Here is a 19,299-nt window from a genome sequence, read left to right on the forward strand (position 1 = left end):
ATCGATTCCCGACCTCAGCCGCCGGGCCAGCCTTGATCGGCGAAGCTGTAATAGCTCTCTCCAAGAATGAGATGGTCGAGGAGCATGATCCCCAGCAGCTCGGCTCCTGCTCGCAGCCGTGTCGTCAGCGCGAGGTCTTCCCGGCTCGGCATCACGTCTCCGGACGGATGATTATGGGCACAGAGCCAGGCGGCGGCATTCATCAGAATGAGCGGTTTCAGGACTTCTCGGGGATGGACGATGGAGAGTGAGAGCGAGCCGATGGACACGATATTGATCCCGATCAGGCGATGTTTCGCATCCAGGCCACAGACGACGAACTGCTCCCGGTCCAGGCCGTCAAAGCAGGGCCTGAGGACGGCGGCGGCTTCGGTCGAGGTGTGGATCGGCATCGACGACAGGGAACCCGAGTCCTCACACACCAGGGCGACACGATACCGAGGCACCCGATACGGCAACGCTGGCCGACCGGCCTTCACCAGCCGTTTCGGCTTGACTGGAATCTGTTCTGAGTCTTGATTCATCCGAATCCTCCTTGAAAAATTGTTGTCCCACCCCGCACAAACCAGGGGGGTGGGACAGACAAGGAGGAGGAGGGCACAGCGCTCTCGCGGCGGGCAGGCCTGGACGGGCGGAGGCCCCACGGGAGGGAACCCGGGAAGGCCTGATCCGCTGCTCGGTGGCGATGGCCCGCCCACCACTGGGGGCCCAGTCTTTGACCGAGGCCGGCGGCCACGCGGGCACATCTGGGGGGAGCGGGGGTGTCGAAGACTCCCCCGATTAGGTTGTCGATGCTGTTAACGGTCAAAGATCTCTCTGAACAACTGCGAATTAAGCCAGGGACGCTCTATTGCTGGGCTGCACAGGGCAAGATCCCCTGCCGGAAGATCCATGGGTTAGTACGGTTCGATTCCCTTGAGATTGACCGTTGGTTATCCGCCTTCTCGCCCCTACCGTCCGTGCCCGCCCCTGTAGGGCAACGGAAGCCCGACCACTCAGACGTGGACAGACTGATTGCGAGCGCAAAACGCGAGGTCTATACTTCCCGCCACGGGGAAACCAGACCGAGATCAAGCCTCATCGGGAAGGAGGAGCATGATGGGGCTCGTGAAGCGTAAACACGTCTGGTGGATGAGTTTCATGTATCAAGGACAACAGGTCCGCCGTAGCACAGGGACGACGGACAAACGGTTGGCGGAAGCGATTTTGTGCAAGGTAAAGGTCCAAATCACCGAAGGCCGGTTCTTCGAAACACGTGAGGAACAGGACCGGACCTTTCGAGAAATGATGGATCGTTACCTGAAAGAGCGTGCGGTGCTAAAGGCTCCGAAGAGCTATGTGCGAGACGTCACAGCCTTGAACCATCTCCTGCCGGTGTTTGGAGATAAGGTGCTCGCCATGATCACGCCGAAGATACTCGCGGGCTATAAGGCCCAACGGCGAATCGAACGAGCGGCTCCGGCGACGATCAACAAGGAGCTACAGCTCGTGCGTCATGCGTTCAATCTGGCGATGCGTGAATGGGAGTGGTGCCGGGAGAACCCCATGCACCGAGTCTCTATGGAGCCTGTGCGGAATGAAGTGGACCGCTGGCTGACGGCCAATGAAGAAGAACGCCTACTCGGCTCTGCTTCACCCTGGCTCAGAGAGATTATGGGATTCGCGTTGAATACAGGGATGCGCCAAGGGGAAATCCTAAACCTGCAATGGCAGGACGTGGATTTTGCGCGAGGCACGCTGATGGTGATGAAGAGCAAGAACGGCACGCGCCGCACCATTCCCCTGAATGCGACGGTGTACGAACTGCTCGCCGCGAAACAAGCGGTGACAGGAGCTACCTGCGGACCCGTCTTCAAAACTCCGCTGGGCAATGAACTCCAAGTTCGTTACCTGGTTCGTGAATTCTGTGAAGCGCGTGATCGGGCGGGAATTCCAGACTTCCGCTTTCACGATATGCGACACACATTCGCAACGCGACTCGTGCAGCGTGGAGTGGATTTGTACAAGGTACAACGGCTGCTCGGGCACAAGACCAGCACCATGACGCAACGCTACGCACATCATTCGCCGGAGAGTCTACGAGACGGCGTCAATGTCTTGGATGGGCCGCAACCGCAGCGGTTTAGCACAAATTTAGCACAAGGGGCTTTGGAGGCTGCTTCTGAGAGGGTAGAGACTCTCAGAAGTACTTGATTTACCGTGGTGAGCCGGCTGGGACTCGAACCCAGGGCCCTCGCCTTAAAAGGGCGATGCTCTACCAACTGAGCTACCGGCTCACGATGCGAAATGCTGTCATCCAACCAAGCGATTGTCAACCCCTGAAGAGTCCAAGGATCGCCAATCCGGCTGACTAGGAACGTGGTCGTCGGCGGGAACACTTCAGCGGATTACGCAGTATGATGGTTTCGGTGCGCTTGGATCCGGTCGAGATCATATCGATGCGACAGCCTGCCAGCTCTTCGATGCGTGCCAGGTAGCGCTTGGCTTCAGCCGGGAGCTGTTTGTACGTGGTCGCCCCGGTCGTCGAAGCCGTCCAGCCTTTCACCCGTTGATAGACCGGCTCGCACTGCATGAGCGCATCCAGGTCCGACGGCATTTCCTTGTAGAGGATACCCCCGTGTCTATACCCCACGCATAATTTTAATTCCTTACAACCGTCCAGCACATCCAATTTCGTCACTGCGAGCGACGTCAAGCCGTTTACCTGGGCGGCATGACGCACCACCACCGCGTCGTACCAACCGCATCGCCGCGCGCGCCCGGTGGTCGAACCAAACTCACGCCCGCGCTCCTGAAGGCCTTGACCCACGGCGTCGGTCAACTCCGTCGGAAACGGTCCGCTTCCGACCCGAGTCGTATAGGCTTTGGCGATTCCCATCACCGCATCGATCATCGTCGGCCCCACACCAGTCCCGGTGCAGGCCCCGCCGGCGGCAGAACTGGAGGACGTGACAAAGGGATAGGTTCCAAAGTCGACGTCCAAGTGGGTGCCCTGCGCCCCTTCAAACAAGACCGTCTTATCCTTGTTGATCGCCCGATTCAACAGCGTCGTCGTATCGACGATATAGCTCTTCAGGCGTTCCGCATAGCCCATGTATTGATCGAAGACCTTGTCGACCTGAAACGTCTCGACTTTATAGAGCCGCTCCAAAAACCAATTCATTTCGACGAGATTTTCTTCCAGCTTTTTTCTGAACAACGCCGGATTCAACAAATCGCCCATGCGAATCCCGACGCGGGCCATTTTATCAGCATAGGAGGGCCCGATCCCGCGACCGGTTGTGCCGATCTTGCGCGAGCCCTTTGACTGCTCGGATGCCCGATCAATGGCCTTATGGTAAGGCAGAATCATATGCGCCCGTTGGCTGACGGCAAAATTCTTCCCAAAAGCAATACCCAACGGTTGGAGCCGATCCATCTCTTCAATCAACGCACCTGGATCGACGACCACGCCGTTTCCAATGACACACGTCGTCCCGCGATAGAGAATCCCCGATGGAATCAGATGGAAAATATAGGTCCCGCGCTCGTTGATGACCGTATGTCCCGCATTCGAGCCGCCCTGATAGCGCACGACAATATTGGCATCTTTCGCCAAAATATCGACGATCTTGCCCTTACCTTCATCGCCCCATTGGGCGCCAATTATGACGAGATTTCCCATACCACCACTTCCTCTCAGCCCGTTCAATCACGAAAAAATGGCTCTGACCCGATGGGGAGATCAGAGCCGCGGGGGCCCATCGTAGGTACCGCCCATCCGTTTGTCAAGCCGATCCCCGCCTAAAACACCCAGAAAAACACCTTACCCCCACTCCAGGCACTTCTGCATCAACACCGTTCCCTACCCCGGTGGCCGTCGGTTCCAGCCGTCGCCCATGTTTCGCTTTCTTGACTGGGTGGGACCTGCGTGTTAGCATGCCGGAACTTCTCGCGGAGTACGTATCTCTAGACCAACGGTGTGGGGCTGTAGCGCAGTTGGGAGCGCGCGTGAATGGCATTCACGAGGTCGCCGGTTCAATCCCGGCCAGCTCCACCAAACCAACCCTCGGTTGAACCGCGCCCTCTAGATCGTTGAATGCATTTGCGCGCGGGTCACTACTTCTCATTCATCTCTCTATCTGATTGAACAATAGCCATGCTACAAATCGAATCAGTCCATAAACAATACTCCACGAGAATTCTGCTTGAGGGCGCATCGGCCCACCTTCGCCCGGGTTCCCGAGTGGGATTAGTTGGACCGAATGGGGCCGGCAAAACCACGCTCTTTCGAATGATCCTCGGGGAAGAATCTCCGGACAAAGGCACTATCCGCAAGCGTCCGCGGCTCCGCATCGGGTACCTGCCGCAGGAGCTCGAAACGATCATCGGCAAAAATGTGCTGGATGCGACCCATCGCGATCTCTACCCCGAACACGAGGCAGAGCGGATCCTCATGGGATTGGGATTTTCTGAAATCGATTTCACCCGGCAGGTCGAAAAGCTCTCCGGGGGCTATCGCATGCGAGTCGCCTTAGCCCATCTGCTGCTCACCAACCCTGACGTCCTTATGCTCGACGAACCGACCAACCACCTGGACAAACCGACCCAACGCTGGTTCGAGCAATTCCTTCTGGACTCGGAAATGACGCTGTTGCTCATCAGCCACGACACCGCATTCCTTGATCGTGTCGTCACCCACACCTGGGATCTCCGGCACCATAAGATCGAAGAATATCGCGGCAACTACACCGCCTTCCAACGTCTCAAGGCGGAGCGGGATGCCCAGCGTGAGGCCGCTGCGGGACGCCAGGCGAAAGAAGTCGCACGGGTTCAAACCTTCGTGGATCGTTTCCGCTACCAGGCCAACAAAGCCAGCCAGGTTCAATCGCGCATCAAGCAGCTTGAGAAGGTCAAGATGATCGAAGTGAAGCGCGATCCGAAGCGGGTGAAGTTCAAATTCCCCCTCCCCGCGGCGAGCGGGCGGCAAGTCCTTGAGTTGGATGGCGCGGCCAAGCGCTATGGGGAAAAAGTAGTCTACGAACGGGTTGATTGCTCGATCGAACGCGGGCAACGCGTTGCGCTGGTGGGAGAAAACGGAGCCGGGAAAAGCACGTTACTCAAGATGCTCGCGGGAGCGCTGGAGCCGGATAAAGGCAAGAGAACGGTCGGCCATGGCGTGACGTTGCACTACTTCGCCCAGCACCAGGCCGAGACCTTGAATCCAGAACATTCGATTCTCCAATCCCTCTCGGAAGTGTCCCATCAAGCGGAGATGAACTTCCTCCGCGGGATCGCCGGCGCCTTTCTCTTTACCGGTGACGATCAAAAAAAACCGATCAAGGCGCTGAGCGGAGGGGAACGCAACCGCGTTGCGCTTGCACGCATGCTGGTCGAGCCGGCCAACACGTTGTTACTCGATGAGCCGACCAACCATCTCGACCCGGCGTCGGTCGACATGCTCACCGATGCCCTCTCGGATTTCCCCGGCACGATCATCTTTATTTCGCACGACCCGACGTTTCTGACGAGAGTCTGCACACGCGTCATTGAGATCGAAGAAGGCAAGGCCCGCAGCTTTACCGGTGACTACGAGTATTACTTGTGGAAGAAAGCGCAGGAAATCGACTCTATTAAGGAATCAAGCGACGACTTAAAGGGAGCGGATCGCGGGAAAAACGCCGGACCAACCAGAGCCATGGCGTCGCAGGCTCCAGCCAAGTCCTCAGCCGGAGACCGTCGGGATTTGAACAAAACCCAAGCCCGGCTGGAAAAGCAGGTCACACGCGCCGAAGCCGACATCGCCGAGTGTGAGTCGAAAATTAGAGCGCGAGACCTTGAGCTGGCCGATCCCTCGCTCTACAAAGAGAAGTCTACCGCCTGGAGCGATCTCCAGATCGAGTATGACGGGTGGAAGAAGGACCTTGTGCGGCTCACCGCCCGATGGGAGACCTTGTCAGCCGAGCTGGAAGACGTGAAGCAGAAGCTCACGGCCTTCGCCTAGCAGAGTCCAGAAAACACCACGCATAGTTTTGAACGATGGGAAGCTAAACCGGAAGGCCCTGCATCTTCAGCTACACAGAAGATCTAATTGTTTCTTCGAGGTAGTAGAAGAGCCAGCGGTTCTTGTCTTTGGTCACCAGGTCGTCCCACACCACCCCCGTCAAAAATCCTTTTTCCCAATCCTTTACCCAGGCGACTGTTCCCTCCAGCTTTTCCTGCTGGTCGGCGCCGTCTGAGTCTAAGAATGCGAGAGACACGGTCACTCGCTCATTGATGGGGAAACGATCCTTGGTGTGCAGGCCGGCGCCGATCTTATTCACATTGTCGAGCACAGCCGTACTGGCGCGGCCACCGCTTTTGGGGGCAATGAGAGCAGAACCCACCAAGGTCGCACGGACGAACTTGCGTCGCTCACTGGCGACCGCGGCTGCAACTGATTGCTTCGACTCTCCGCGCTTCATAGGTCCTAAGTATAACCGATTAGAAAACTTTGTAAACCACCTAAAATCCTTATGGGCGAGGCTTCGGCCGATAGTACTGCCGTTCTTTCAAAACGTCGGGGAGATGCGCCTGATCGACCTTGGCCTGGGGATCATCATGGACGTATCGATACCCTTTCCCATATCCAATCCCCTTCATGAGCGAAGTCACGGCATTCCGCAAATGCAACGGGACCCCAAGATTTCCATGGACTTGAGCATCCTCCTTGGCCTCCAATAAGCCGATATAGGACGCATTGTCCTTCGGTGCAGACGCCAGATAGGTCGTCCCATGAGCGAGATTGATTTGGGCCTCTGGAAGTCCGATAAATTGCACGGCCTGAGCTACGGCATTGGCCACCAAAAGTCCCATGGGATCGGCATTCCCGACGTCCTCCGAAGCAAAAATGACCATGCGGCGTGCGATGAATTTCGGATCCTCTCCAGCCTCCAACATTCGCGCAAGCCAATAGAGCGCCCCGTTCGGATCGGAATCGCGCAGGCTTTTGATGTAGGCGGAAATGACGTTGTAATGCTCCTCTCCCGCCTTGTCGTACCGGAGCACCTGTTTATTCAGCGCGACGGTCAGCAACGCCTCGTCAATGCATCTCGTTCCATCCGCGCCGACAGGCGCCTGCGTCACCACGAACTCGGCAGCCGTCAATAACGCGCGCGCATCGCCGTTGCCGAATGCGACCAGGCGCTGCCGCGCTCCAGGCGACAGACGGGCTTTCAACTGCCCCAGGCCAATTTCTGAGTCGGTGAGTGCCCGGTCAAGAATCTGGCCCAACGCTTCGTCGGACAGCGACTTGAGCACAACCAGGATCGAGCGCGACATCAGCGGGCTGATCACTTCAAATGAGGGATTCTCCGTCGTCGCCCCAACCAGAATCACCGTACCCCGTTCGACGTGGGGAAGAAAGGCGTCCTGTTGGGCTTTGTTGAAGCGATGGATTTCGTCGACGAAGAGGACCGTCTTCTGCTGCTGCAACGCGAGCCGATGTTCGGCCGCCTTGATGATCTCGCGCAGTTCAGGAATGCCGCCCGTCACTGCTGAGAATGCCACGAAATGCGCTTTCGTGTGGCGGGCGATGAGATGTGCCAGCGTGGTCTTGCCGGATCCAGGCGGGCCCCAGAAGATCACCGATGACAGACGATCGGACTCGATGGCCTTGCGCAGCGGCCGATCCTGCCCGACGATCTCATCCTGCCCGGCAAAGTCGGCAAACTCCCGCGGACGCATCCGTTCCGCCAGCGGGGCTTCCGCCTTCCTGCCAGACTGGGGAGCAGCAAACAAGTCTGGCTCTGGATCACGCGGGGTCGGCATCGATGGCTCCTGGAAATGGGAGGATTGTATACGCCATATGCCTTGATCGCAAACGGCCCCTTGACCAGCAACACCGTCGATGCTACGAAGAGCCCAACCTCGGAGAGACTTGTGCACACAACAGTGAACGGCATCACCTTGGCTTATAGCGACTCAGGCGCCGGCGTTCCAATTGTCCTCCTGCATGCCTTTCCGCTGAACCGCACCATGTGGGCTGAGCAGGAAGCCGCTCTGTCTTCGCAGTTTCGTGTGATCACAATCGATCTGCGTGGACACGGCGAATCCGATGCACCGCTGTGGCACTACAGCTTCGATCAGGCTGCCGACGATGTCCGTGCATTGCTGGACCATCTATCCATCACGCAAGCCCTGTTCGTGGGACTGTCGATGGGCGGCTATGTCCTCTTGGCGTTCTACCGAAAGTATGCGGACCGGGTAAAAGGAATGGTACTGGCTGACACGAAGGCACAAGCCGATACGCCCGAAGGTAAAGCGGGGCGCTTCCAGATGGCACAGATCGCTTATAAGCAGGGATCACCCGCCATTGCGGACATCATGATCCAGAAGCTCTTGAGTCCTGCGACGATTCAGTCGAAACCTGAGATTGTTCAGCGAATCAGAACGATGATCGAAGGGAACCAGATCAGCGGAATTGCGGGAGATTTGATGGCGATGGCCGAGCGACCGGACTCAGTGCCGTTATTGAAGCAGATCACCTGCCCCACCCAGATCATCGTTGGCGAACTGGATCAGGCGACCCCGCCGGCTGATGCGAAATTCATGGCCGAGCAAATTCCCCAAGCCAGGCTGGCCATCATCCCGGGAGCCGCGCACCTGGCAAACATCGAACAGCCGGGAAAGTTTACCCGTCTTATTGAAGAATTTGGCTCAGAACTGAAGACGTAGCTGACGGTTACTCTCCCAAGATCTAGCCTGAGGCGCCGCCACCGCTGCGGCGGATGAGCTTCAGGAACTCCAGCCTGGTCTGCTGCTGGGTCCGGAACGCGCCGAGCATAGAACTGCTGACGGCGACCGTGTTCTGTTTTTCCACCCCACGCATCATCATGCACAAGTGACGGGCTTCGACAACCACGCCCACGCCATGCGCGTTGAGCTTGGTCTTGAGGGTCTCCGCAATCTGCACGGTAAGCCGTTCTTGCACTTGAAGCCGGCGCGCGAAGGTATCGACAATGCGGGGAATCTTGCTAAGGCCAACCACTTTCTTGTTGGGCAAATACCCCACATGTACCTTGCCATAAAAGGGCAACAGGTGGTGTTCGCACATGCTGTAGAAATCAATGTCTTTCACGATGACCATTTCATCGTACTCAATCGGAAAGAGCGCCCCGTTCAAGAGGTGGTCGATGTCACGGTGATACCCCTGCGTCATGAACGCGAGCGCCTTGGCCACGCGCTCGGGAGTCTTGAGCAATCCGTTACGGCCCGGGTTCTCCCCAAGCGCCAACAAGGTCTCGGTGACGAGTGCCTGCAGCACGCCCAGATCTGCCGGTCGTTCCGCCCCACCCTCATGCTCAACCGGCTTCCGCCGTTGGATCGCTGCTCGCTTGGCCATAATGTCTCCCTAGGATCTCGCCGCAACCGAGGCCGACCCCGTGTATTCGAAATAATTGTCCCTCGTCTCGATGACGGCGACTTTCTTCAGTTGCCCTTCCGGAATTTCCGCGACGAGCAAATCCCAGATCAGTAACACCAGATTTTCCCCTGTCGTTGTCTGCGTAGCAAATCCGGGGTCCTGGTTCAGATCCCGATGATCGAATCGGCTCACAATCCGGTCGGCGACGATCCGATCAAGCCCATCGATGCCCATCGATCGCCCGCTCTGCGCGGCACCGGGACTCCCGATCGTCACAAGCACCACATAATTATGCCCGTGCCCGTTGGGATTGTTGCACTTGCCGAAGACCACCCGGTTTTCTTCAACCGATAAATGGTCGGTGTGCAACCGATGTGCGGCGCAGAATCGATACCGCCTGGTGATGCTGCCCTGTCCCATGCCATCCACACTGACATCGATGAAAAAAACGAAGCCAGGATTCCCCTCACGGGCAACCCTGGCTTCGCACTATCTGAGCACTGTAGGCAGAGTGCGCGTCCTCTTCCTTCCGGTCAATCCGCTTAGGCGCTGAAGGAGCTACCGCAGCCGCAGGTCGTCTTGGCTTGCGGATTCTTGATCGAGAATCCTGAGCCCTGAACGCTGTCGACATAATCGACTTCGGCGCCCTGCAAGAGTGGGGCACTCTGGGAATCCATGATGACCTTCACATCACCTTTTTCCACGACGGTGTCGTCTTCGCCCATCTTGGACTCAAACGCCATCCCATATTGATAGCCATGGCATCCGCCGCCGCGGACATAGACGCGAAGGCCGACCACATCCTTCTCTTCTGCCATGAGCTCTCGGATCTTCTGTTCTGCAACTGCTGAAATAGTAACCATTGTCTTCCTCCTGTATCTCCAGATCCGCAACCTGCGATCCGGGTTGGCTTAGTGTAACACCTCTCTACCGAATATCAACTCCCTGCGCCTCTGATTGTATGGCTGAAGGCTCCTCAAACTTAGGATCCGCAAACTTGGACTCCGGAACCCGCACGACGACATCGCCCAACACTCTCGCCTGACAGCCCAGTCGATGCCATGGTTCACTCAAGTTTTCCCGATCCAGCAAATCCTGCTCGTCGAAGTCGATCTCGGACAGCTGATCACGGCCGGACTGCACCTCAACCCGGCAGGTCGTGCAGGACGCATTGCCCCCGCAATCGTGATTCAGCGAGAACCCCAACTCCTTGGCGGCATCCAGTAAGGTCAGGTTTCTGGTCACCGTGCCGCTTTTCCCTTGGGGATGGATGAAAGTCACGCGCGGCATAATCGAACCTTATACCCCCACCGGCGACGGCTTGAACGGACAACGCTGCAACCGGAGATGCTCTTCGTACTCTTTCTGGAACAACTTCACGCTACTCTGCACCAGGACCGCGGCACCGGTCACCAGGGTGCAGTAGCCGGTCCCCTTCACGAAACCGCAGAGCTGCAACAGGCTATCCATATCTTTTTGCGTACCCTGGCCCTCTTCGATCTTCGCCATCAATGTGGCCAGATTGTTCGTCCCCATCCGGCAAGGCGGACATTGCCCGCAGCTCTCACCCTTGAAAAAATTCGAGTATTTCAGCGTCGCCGCCACCATGCAGGTCGCATCGTCGATCACAATCGTTCCCGCACTGCCCAATCCTGTTCCAGCTTTCTTGAGCGAATCGAAGTCCATCTGCAAATCAAGCTGATCGGCCGTGACCATCGAGAAGGCCGGGCCACCGGGGAATACGGCCTTGATCTGCCGACCGCCCTTGACGCCGCCGCCGCACTTCTCGATCAGTTCACGGATGGTCACGCCCATCGGCATTTCATAGACCCCCGGGCGATTCACCGATCCGCTCAGCGAGAACATCATCGTACCGGGACATTTCTCCGTTCCAACCTGCGTAAACCAGGATGCGCCCTTATACAGAATCCGCGGGATGTTACAGAGCGTCTCCACATTGTTCACTAATGTCGGCTTCCCGTAGAGGCCGAAATCCGTGGGATAAAACGGTGGTTTCTGACGGGGCATGGCCGGACGGCCTTGCATCGACTCCAACATCGCGGTTTCTTCACCGGCCACATAGCTCCCGTGGCCTTCGAATACCTGCAGTTCGACGTCGTACCCCTTCCCCAGCACATTCTTCCCTACCAGCCCTCGCGCCTTGGCCTCAGCCAACGCCTTCTTCAGGTTCTCCCGTTCTTCTTCGTATTCGTGGTTCACATAAATGAATGCGGCTTTGGCTTGAACGGTATGGGCGGCAATCAGGCACCCTTCGATCAATTGGTGGGGAAGCGTCTTGAGTAAGTATCGATCCTTGAACGTTCCCGGCTCATGCTCACCGGCATTACAGACAAAATAGTGTTCCTTCACTCGATGATTGAGAACCTTGTCCCATTTGACCCCGGTCGGGAATCCGGCGCCGCCCCGGCCTCGCAGCCCGGCCTTCTTCAACTCGGCCACGACATCGTCGGCCTTGAAGCCGTCGACACACCGCTTCCACGCCTCATAGCCTCCCACCTTGAGATATCCTTCGATCTCCCAGGGTGCGCCCTCAAGCTTCTGGACTAGACGGGGTTCAGTCGCAATGGACATAGACGTTCCTTCGAAAAAATCCGCGAGTTTAGAAGTCGTACTATACGGCTGACTACGCGTCTCCGTCAAGGCAACTCATGGGGAATAGGCCTGAATCTCAAGCAGTTAGGGCAAGGGCCCTATGGTCTTGGTAGGCATGTAGGGCAATCGGGGGAGGGGTTCCGACAAGAGAGATCCATTTCGCCGGCCGGGCTTTCCCGGACCGGCGACTTGGCGAAAACCAAACTACTTGAGATGGCTGCCGGCCCCCATGAAAAACAGCATGGGAATCGACAACATGAAGTTCACCCGGGATGCGAGGAGGGCCGTCCTCCCCCATTGCGCCATTTCAGCCGGCGGCGGGGTCCCCTGCGCCGCTGCCGTCACGGCTGCGATGATTTTTTTCTGGTTCGGCCAGATGATCGCATGGACATTGGCCATCATAATGAGACCCAGCAGTCCGCCGATTCCCAGCGCAATGGCGCCGGTGCCGCCTTTGGCGTACATATACCCGTACAGCCCGATGCCCGCCAGCACGGTGACCGATGCCCCATGGCGGAACCAGTTGAGCGCCGCCGGCATGAGCTTCGGAATCACGATATTTTTCGTGGGGCCATCGAGGCTCTTAAGGAACCCGGCGTTGATCAGGTTAAAGAAATACAAGATCCCGATCCAGGTGATGCCCGCGAGGAAGTGCACCCAGCGCATAATTATCCCGATCCAATCGACTTCACCTGCGCCGACCCCGGACATACCGAGAAACACCCCTATCAAAACGACGGCCAGCGCGAATCCCGCACCGATCGTCTGCATCGGATCTTCAAGAAATTTCATAGTTCCCTCTCCTCACACGGTTTATTATTCGACTGCACGTGATGCTGCAGCCCCTTCACAGTCGTCACGCCACCGGCACAATACCGGCACACTGACACTACGCCATCAATCGATCCACATTCGCGCACAGCTCCCGCACCGCCGTCGCAGAAGCCTCCAATGCCGCCCGCTCATCCGCCGTCAACTCGTACTCAATGACCTGCTCGGCCCCGCCTCTGCCTAACTTCACAGGCACCCCGACAATGACATTCTTCAACCCGTATTCGCCCTCGCACAACACCGCGGACGGTAGCACCCGCTTCTGGTCCTGCATGATCGCGTCGACCATATCGACTGCTGACGCAGAGGGTGCATAGAAGGCACTGCCGGTCTTCAGCAGCCCCACAATCTCAGCCCCGCCCTCGCGCGTGCGTTTGACGATCGCATCAAGCCGGTCCTTAGGGATGAGCTCCGACACGGGCTTGCCTTTGACCGTGGTGTATCGGGGTAGCGGCACCATCGTATCACCGTGCCCGCCCAGCACCATCGCTTCGACATCAGGTCCCGGCACATTCAATTCGTTCGCGATAAACGTGCGCATGCGCGCCGAATCGAGCACGCCGGCCATGCCGATCACCCGGGACTTGGGGAACTTGCTGACCTTCAAGGCCACATGTACCATCGCGTCCAAGGGGTTGGTCACCAACAACAAAATCACCTCGGGCGAACGGGCGATGAGCTCTTTCACCACCGACTGCACGATCTTGGCGTTGGTGGTCAGCAGTTCGTCTCGGCTCATGCCAGGCTTCCGCGCGATCCCCGATGTGATCACCGCCACCGAAGAGCCGGCTGTTTCCTCATAGCCGTTGGTCCCGATCACGCGGGTGCTATAGCCGCACACCGGCCCGGCCTGTGCCATATCCAAAGCTTTTCCTTGCGGAACGCCTTCGACGATGTCGACAAGCACCACATCATAACGATCCCGCTCGGCCAACCGTTGCGCCGCCGTCCCACCCACATTGCCCGCACCCACCACCGTAACCTTCGGTCGCCCCATCTTCACACCTCAGCTCCTAAGTCTTGGCCCCTTCTCTCTCCACTCCCCATGCTTCTTGACGGGTTCACTGCATCCTTCCCTGTGCGCATGCACCGAGCGCCGCCCGCACCAGTTCGTCCATCCATCAATCCCGCGCGCGTGTCACGAGCACGACGGATGCGCTGAACCTGTCAATGCCCTCCCTCGTGCTCTGTCCAACCCGCCACCTTGAAATTGATCGTGCACACAAAATTATCCCCGTCATAGAAATTGACCTTGATCTTCTTCTTGCCGTAGGTCGCCGACAGGAACGCTTCAGGATCGTCCACCAGGGCCTGATACCCGCCTGCCGGATACTCGCCCAGGTCGTGAAAGACCACGATCATCCCGACCTTGACCTCTTGAAGAATCTTGACCCAACAGCGCGGATAGACCTCCCAGAATTTGGCGTCGATCATGTCCTTGGTGGGCTCCTGACGATCCTCACCAGGAACCACCGGCTGGCCGAACTTCGCCAGCCGACGGACATAGGGATATTGATGCCCCGTAAACAATTTATAGAGCCACGGCGGAACCGCGGGTCGCGCAGATGTATCGGACATAGGCCTACGTCGTCAATCGTTGATAAATTCGTGGTAACCGGGCCGGCAAAGACTCCACCCGGTCGATCACGGCAAACCGTACATCGCCATACATACGCCGAACATACGCATCGGCCTCCCGGTCGATCGTGACACAGAAGGGATCGATCCCGGCCTGACGCGCCTCACGGAGGGCGGCCTTGGTATCCTCGAGCGAATAGTCGTCTTTGTAGTCCCCGTCCAAAGGACGGCCGTCACTGACCAGGACCAGTAATTTCGTCCTGGCCTCACAGGCTCGCAGCTTCGCTGTCGCATGGCGGATAGCCGCGCCGTCACGGTTCTGCTGCCTCGGCACCAAACCGCCCAGCCGATGTGCTGTTGCCCGCCCCAAGGGCTCGTCGAACTCTTTCACAATCGAGAACTCGACCTGCGCCCGCCCCTGTCCGGAATAGGCATACACCCCGTACTGGTCACCGACCGCCTCCAGCGCTTCGCACAGAAGTACCAGACTTTCCTTCTCGATGTCGATCACCCGCCGCCCGCTGTCGAGTTGCCGGCTGGTTGACCCGCTGACATCCACAAGAAATGCCACGGCTACATCGCGCTCTTTCTTCTCATGCCGGACGTAGATACGATCGCTGCCTTCCATGCCGGCCTGCTGCTCCGCAACCCGACGGACCAGCGCATCGATATCCAAATCCTCGCCGTCGGCCTGCGCCGCCGTACGCCGGAATGCCGGGGGACGGAGACCTTCAAAAAACCGGCGGAGCGACTTAACCGCGCTTCGATGCGTCGAGAGCGCCGCCTCGACGGCCTCATCCGACCCGGATTCAGCCGGCTGCTCCACTACCTGACACCACTGCACACGATAGTCCTGGATCGTCACATCCCATTCCGGATACCGGATCCGTTTCGCCCCAGGACCGCCGGCCTCTTCCAATGGCCGTTCCTCTACCGGCAACGCGAGCAGCTCATCCACAACCGCGGGTAGCGCACGTCCGCCGCCCATCACGTCGCTCATTGTCTCGTGCCGTTCACCGCCTGAACGCTGCTGGCCGCCTTGCTCCTTGGACCCACCGCCGCCGCTGGCCACACGTTCGCCGGGAGCCTGCCCCTCGGCATCTGTATCCTTTTGCCCCGGCGCCTGATCCCGCGAAATGAACTCGGGATTCATCTCTCCCCGGTACACCCAATTGGTCATCGGACGATAGGGATCGCCGGTTTCTTCGGACCCCGTCGGCCCCACGCCCATTTCTTCCGCAACTTCCTGAACCGGATCACCCTGAATCATTTCAGCCTTGGGCGCTAACAGCTCCTCCATACGGACATACACCGCATGGACAAGACGCACGGTATCCCCCGCGGACGACCCCGGCGCCAACACCGGAGCGCACATCGACCAGAGCGACGCCACTTCTCCCTGGACCGCCCGAGGCACCGCCGATTCAACTGATTCGCCAGTCGAGAGCCGCAGGAGACAATCGACGAGCAGTTCCTTCACCGTCAGTCCGTGCGCCGGATCGCGCGGGGTCACCGCCTCGCCCGCGACACGCTGAAGATCCCGTTGAAGGCCGGGATATTCCCGCTGCAAATGGGCCTCGACCCGCGCATCCTCCAGGACAGTCCACAGATCTTGAATCAAACGCGGGTGCGGATAGAGCCGAAACAACGCAGCCAGCGACGCCGGGTACTGCGGGCCGCGCCCATACCGGTCACAGACGGCCGTCACGACATCCTGAAGCAAGTCCAGGGTGAGACGATAGGTCCCGAACTCGATATGCCCCGCCTCATGCGCCGCCATCACCAGATAGAGCCGTACATTCTCATCGTAGGACTGATATTTCCTGAGCAGCGCTGGAAGCGCGATGGTCCTCCCATCGGCACTGACCGTGGCGCGAGCCGGAATATCCGTCACCGTCTCCGGCAGGGCCTGAATCTGTACGTCCGACCCGCAGAGCCCTTGCACAAATAATTTGACCGTCCTGGCGACTTGCCGCAACGGCACACCGCTTAAGGCCTGCTCTACCGACGCCAGCGCCCGCTGCGACTCCAACCCGAAATACGCCCGAGCGCCATCGATACTATAGGCGAGCACTTCCATGCCGGCTTTGAACCAGTTCTCAAATCGCGTAACCGCTTCGGCTGAAGCTCCGATCATGCCCACGATCTCCGGAGCGCGCCGCAGATACGCCAGCGTCGTCGCCGCATCCCGTTCAGCAATCAATCCCCCGTACTGCACCACTTTGAGTTGCCACTCGACCGAGGACAAGGTCCGCAGTAATGCCGGCGCTTCCGCAAGCCAGGCAATCGCCGACTCCGGCGACTGTTCCGCGATCAACGCGCCGAGCGACAAGACTTTCGGGCGCAGCGCCGGCTGCTCCAAATCACCGAGGATCGCAGGGCTGGTCCGGAGAAACTCCAACGTCCCCAGATAGTCGGGGTTCCCGATCGCATTCGGCTGAATCAGCTTCATCCCGAACCCGACCCACTGTCGCACCTCACTCAGCGGCAGGACCGGCGCGATGGCGGCGAGCTGCCGGATATACTCCAGCCCCACCACCACATCGACCTGCGTCAACTCCACCCCGATTTCAAGCCACGGCGGTAACTGCTCCGCGGGAATCACGTCGAGAAGCAGCGGCGCCGTCCGGAGATATTCCAAAGTCACATTGGCATCTTGTTCGGCCAGTTCGGCCCCGACCGCGAGAATCACGCTGCGGGCCGCCGGCTGGTCCACCACCCCCAGAATGCGCGGGCTTTCCTTAAAATACTTCAAGGCAGACGCACCGGAGGATTCGACCAGGACAATCCCAAGATTGAGCCAGGGCAGAACCGGCGCAAGACCGGCACGGCGCGCTAATTCGGGCAGCGCCTCGACCGCAGCGCATCCGACCTTTTCAGACACATCGGTCAGTTCCTCCAAGAGTGACAGGACCGCCGCCACCGGCTCCGGCTTGCCGCCGAGTGCGCTCAATTGAGCGACCAGCTGCTCAGCCGAGGCCTGCCCCAGGTCGCCGCTCAACCGATTGATCAACTCTGTGGTCGCGTGAGAATCCGCCATCGCCCGTTTATCCGGATTGCTGCCAATTTTGCGAAGTGGTGGATTGTAAAGGACGCCCTGGCGCTTGTAAACTAGCGATTCCTGCTCCGGACGCACCGATCTGAAGGGAGACAGCATGGCCGAGCCCAAGCAAGAGAGCCTCGAGAAGATGTGGAAATACGTCAAGGGGTTTGCCGAAAAGAGCGGCACCGCGATGCATCCCACTCCTGCCGTCACCGAAGCCGTCGTGAAAGGGCTGGCGATGCATATCGATGAGCTGGGGAAGCCCCTCTGCCCCTGTAATTTTTACAAGGACAAGCAGGCCGAAGCCAAACTCCGCCGATGGATGTGCGCCTGCGATGAAATGCAGATCTATAAATACTGCCACTGCCTCCTGTTTGTGCGGGAAGACGGCATGCCGATTACCGAATATCTCCCAGAAGGCCATGAGGGACGGGACATCTACGGGCTCATCACCGATCCGACCCCCGACAAAGGCCGCGCCTTGAAACATAAGGCTGTCGCAGCACCTGCGCCTCCCGACGAACCCGCGCCTGCGTCCAAATGACCACCGTACGACCAGGCCAGCGTCTCTCGCTCGGGGTAGCGGTGCTGTTTCTGGCCAGCGGCATCTGGCTGAGTCACGGGGCTGCCGTGGAATCGAACCCCACAGCTCCTCCGGCATTCAATGAAAAGGAATTTTCCGCCTATAAACAAAAAGGCCATGGCACATTGGCAGGCCAAGCTTTCCTCGGGGCCTCGTCAGGGAAAGCCGTCACACAGGCCGGTGTACCGGTTCATCTCATTCCTCTTACGAGATACACACGCTATTGGTTCGACCACAGCGTAAGAGCTACCACCTGTTCGTCACCGAGTGATCCGGTGGCAACCGATGCCACAGCGGTAACACGCCAGCCCTTGAATTGCGCCCACGAAGCCCTCCGGCAACTGGAGCAGGATAAACGCATCCTCCCCTATCTCCGCACCACCAGAGCCAATCCGACCGGCCACTTCTGGTTCACCAAAATTCCGGCCGGCCGCTACTACATCGTCAGTGCGATCGAGGGGAGTTCACAAAAAGAAGACGGACCGGCAGGAATCGCATGGCTGAATATAGATCTTGAGGCTGGAGAAAAAGCGACCAATCTCGTCGTCACCGACTGTAAATCCAGCCTGTGCTAGTAAAGATTCCCCCGCGCTATCCACGATCCTGCGTTTGCAGATATTTCTTCGCTCTTTTCACTCTCTAGATTCCGTTGGCGATTGGTTTCACTGCGCGCATTGTCCGAGCACCCCAATCACTCACTATAGGCCTAGGCAGGGGGGAGTTGTTTCTATTGCGCGCATCCAACGAGGGTCTTCTGAGACCGCGCGTTGGGCGAGCACGAAACAACCCCGATGCCTAGGCCTCCCCCTCACTCCCATCCGCTGACATCATAGCCTTTCTCAATAAGACAGTGCACGACGGAGTCGGCATAGGCCGGATCAGGATTCGCCGGTTTGTATGCGCCAGCGGCCAGTCCGGTGATGAAACCCAATCCGCCGCCGGCTGCCGCGCCGATCGCAACACCCACACCGCCTCCGATCAAGCCGGCTGAAGCCCCGCCGACCGCCCCGACGATCAATCCCAACACCCCGCCGCTGGCGATACTCCCAGAGCGGTTCACTCCGGATTTCAACCCGGCCCGTTCCGCTCTGTCCTGACAGGCTGAAATATCCTGTTCCGCCCCTTCCTTCCCACTCAATTGCAGATGCTTGTTTGAGCGCAACACCGGCCCCGGTGCCACACAGGCCCCAAAACTCAGCAGCAGTATCACTGCAACATATGTCCGCCACAATCGATTCGACACAGCTAGCACCCTCCGATTTCTGCTCT

The 19,299-nt window shown here is 58.5% G+C and carries 20 protein-coding genes and 2 tRNA genes; 7 read left to right on the top strand and 15 right to left on the bottom strand.

Annotation, left to right across the window (positions count from 1 at the left end; all coding sequences use genetic code 11):
- Nucleotides 1–14: 14 nt before the first annotated feature.
- The gene (locus Q7U39_17125; GenBank protein MDO9119683.1) at nucleotides 15–524 is read right to left on the bottom strand and encodes a JAB domain-containing protein; all 510 of its coding nucleotides are present in this window, start codon (nucleotides 522–524) and stop codon (nucleotides 15–17) included.
- Nucleotides 525–791: 267 nt separating this feature from the next.
- Between Q7U39_17125 and Q7U39_17130 the strand changes: the two genes are divergently transcribed.
- Together Q7U39_17130 and Q7U39_17135 are read left to right on the top strand one after the other, a co-directional pair.
- Nucleotides 792–1,118 (top strand): helix-turn-helix domain-containing protein, encoded by a 327-nt coding sequence (locus Q7U39_17130; GenBank protein MDO9119684.1) that lies wholly within the window; start codon nucleotides 792–794, stop codon nucleotides 1,116–1,118.
- Nucleotides 1,096–2,193 (top strand): tyrosine-type recombinase/integrase, encoded by a 1,098-nt coding sequence (locus Q7U39_17135; protein ID MDO9119685.1) that lies wholly within the window; start codon nucleotides 1,096–1,098, stop codon nucleotides 2,191–2,193. Before Q7U39_17130 ends, Q7U39_17135 begins: the two co-directional genes overlap by 23 nt.
- Before the next feature lie 7 nt (nucleotides 2,194–2,200).
- On the opposite strand, the gene Q7U39_17140 is transcribed toward Q7U39_17135, so the two are convergent.
- Both Q7U39_17140 and Q7U39_17145 read right to left on the bottom strand, forming a co-directional pair.
- Nucleotides 2,201–2,276 (bottom strand) — tRNA-Lys (locus Q7U39_17140).
- 74 nt (nucleotides 2,277–2,350) lie between these two features.
- Nucleotides 2,351–3,664, bottom strand: coding sequence for an adenylosuccinate synthase (locus Q7U39_17145; protein ID MDO9119686.1), 1,314 nt, complete (start codon nucleotides 3,662–3,664; stop codon nucleotides 2,351–2,353).
- A gap of 299 nt (nucleotides 3,665–3,963) precedes the next feature.
- Between Q7U39_17145 and Q7U39_17150 the strand changes: the two genes are divergently transcribed.
- Nucleotides 3,964–4,039 (top strand) — tRNA-Ala (locus tag Q7U39_17150).
- 99 nt (nucleotides 4,040–4,138) lie between these two features.
- Nucleotides 4,139–5,983, top strand: coding sequence for an ABC-F family ATP-binding cassette domain-containing protein (locus Q7U39_17155; GenBank protein MDO9119687.1), 1,845 nt, complete (start codon nucleotides 4,139–4,141; stop codon nucleotides 5,981–5,983).
- Nucleotides 5,984–6,053: 70 nt separating this feature from the next.
- On the opposite strand, the gene Q7U39_17160 is transcribed toward Q7U39_17155, so the two are convergent.
- Both Q7U39_17160 and Q7U39_17165 read right to left on the bottom strand, forming a co-directional pair.
- A complete protein-coding gene (locus Q7U39_17160; GenBank protein MDO9119688.1) occupies nucleotides 6,054–6,443 on the bottom strand; it encodes a PilZ domain-containing protein in 390 nt (129 codons plus the stop codon).
- 49 nt (nucleotides 6,444–6,492) lie between these two features.
- Nucleotides 6,493–7,788, bottom strand: a complete 1,296-nt coding sequence (locus tag Q7U39_17165; protein MDO9119689.1) for a replication-associated recombination protein A — start codon at nucleotides 7,786–7,788, stop codon at nucleotides 6,493–6,495.
- 111 nt (nucleotides 7,789–7,899) lie between these two features.
- Between Q7U39_17165 and Q7U39_17170 the strand changes: the two genes are divergently transcribed.
- Nucleotides 7,900–8,694 (top strand): alpha/beta fold hydrolase, encoded by a 795-nt coding sequence (locus tag Q7U39_17170; protein MDO9119690.1) that lies wholly within the window; start codon nucleotides 7,900–7,902, stop codon nucleotides 8,692–8,694.
- A gap of 22 nt (nucleotides 8,695–8,716) precedes the next feature.
- Here Q7U39_17170 and folE read toward each other — a convergent pair whose 3' ends face one another.
- From folE to Q7U39_17215, 9 genes are all read right to left on the bottom strand, one after another.
- Nucleotides 8,717–9,361, bottom strand: a complete 645-nt coding sequence (gene folE, locus Q7U39_17175; GenBank protein ID MDO9119691.1) for a GTP cyclohydrolase I FolE — start codon at nucleotides 9,359–9,361, stop codon at nucleotides 8,717–8,719.
- Between the two features lie 9 nt (nucleotides 9,362–9,370).
- Nucleotides 9,371–9,802, bottom strand: coding sequence for a 6-carboxytetrahydropterin synthase (locus tag Q7U39_17180; protein MDO9119692.1), 432 nt, complete (start codon nucleotides 9,800–9,802; stop codon nucleotides 9,371–9,373).
- A gap of 122 nt (nucleotides 9,803–9,924) precedes the next feature.
- Nucleotides 9,925–10,245 carry an iron-sulfur cluster insertion protein ErpA gene (gene erpA, locus Q7U39_17185; protein MDO9119693.1) on the bottom strand — a complete coding sequence of 107 codons (321 nt, stop codon included), beginning with the start codon at nucleotides 10,243–10,245 and terminating at the stop codon, nucleotides 9,925–9,927.
- A gap of 64 nt (nucleotides 10,246–10,309) precedes the next feature.
- Nucleotides 10,310–10,672, bottom strand: coding sequence for a 2Fe-2S iron-sulfur cluster-binding protein (locus tag Q7U39_17190; protein MDO9119694.1), 363 nt, complete (start codon nucleotides 10,670–10,672; stop codon nucleotides 10,310–10,312).
- 9 nt (nucleotides 10,673–10,681) lie between these two features.
- Nucleotides 10,682–11,974: an NADH-quinone oxidoreductase subunit NuoF gene (nuoF, locus tag Q7U39_17195; GenBank protein MDO9119695.1), complete on the bottom strand. Its 1,293-nt coding sequence runs from the start codon at nucleotides 11,972–11,974 to the stop codon at nucleotides 10,682–10,684.
- A 225-nt stretch (nucleotides 11,975–12,199) separates the two neighbouring features.
- On the bottom strand, nucleotides 12,200–12,787 hold the full coding sequence (locus tag Q7U39_17200; protein ID MDO9119696.1) for a urate hydroxylase PuuD: 588 nt from the start codon (nucleotides 12,785–12,787) through the stop codon (nucleotides 12,200–12,202).
- A gap of 97 nt (nucleotides 12,788–12,884) precedes the next feature.
- Nucleotides 12,885–13,823, bottom strand: a complete 939-nt coding sequence (gene mdh / locus Q7U39_17205) for a malate dehydrogenase (GenBank protein ID MDO9119697.1) — start codon at nucleotides 13,821–13,823, stop codon at nucleotides 12,885–12,887.
- Nucleotides 13,824–13,993: 170 nt separating this feature from the next.
- Complete coding sequence (locus tag Q7U39_17210) at nucleotides 13,994–14,404, bottom strand: hypothetical protein (protein MDO9119698.1); 411 nt, start codon at nucleotides 14,402–14,404, stop codon at nucleotides 13,994–13,996.
- Nucleotides 14,405–14,408: 4 nt separating this feature from the next.
- Nucleotides 14,409–17,444 carry a VWA domain-containing protein gene (locus Q7U39_17215; protein MDO9119699.1) on the bottom strand — a complete coding sequence of 1,012 codons (3,036 nt, stop codon included), beginning with the start codon at nucleotides 17,442–17,444 and terminating at the stop codon, nucleotides 14,409–14,411.
- 115 nt (nucleotides 17,445–17,559) lie between these two features.
- Between Q7U39_17215 and Q7U39_17220 the strand changes: the two genes are divergently transcribed.
- Together Q7U39_17220 and Q7U39_17225 are read left to right on the top strand one after the other, a co-directional pair.
- Complete coding sequence (locus tag Q7U39_17220) at nucleotides 17,560–17,991, top strand: ferredoxin-thioredoxin reductase catalytic domain-containing protein (GenBank protein MDO9119700.1); 432 nt, start codon at nucleotides 17,560–17,562, stop codon at nucleotides 17,989–17,991.
- Nucleotides 17,988–18,605, top strand: a complete 618-nt coding sequence (locus tag Q7U39_17225) for a hypothetical protein (protein MDO9119701.1) — start codon at nucleotides 17,988–17,990, stop codon at nucleotides 18,603–18,605. The genes Q7U39_17220 and Q7U39_17225 overlap by 4 nt, the downstream gene beginning before the upstream one ends.
- Nucleotides 18,606–18,838: 233 nt before the next feature.
- Here the strand turns inward: Q7U39_17225 and Q7U39_17230 are convergent, their stop codons facing one another.
- Complete coding sequence (locus Q7U39_17230) at nucleotides 18,839–19,273, bottom strand: hypothetical protein (GenBank protein ID MDO9119702.1); 435 nt, start codon at nucleotides 19,271–19,273, stop codon at nucleotides 18,839–18,841.
- Nucleotides 19,274–19,299 lie beyond the last annotated feature (26 nt).

The organism is Nitrospira sp., assembly GCA_030653545.1.
Lineage (GTDB): Bacteria > Nitrospirota > Nitrospiria > Nitrospirales > Nitrospiraceae > Nitrospira_D.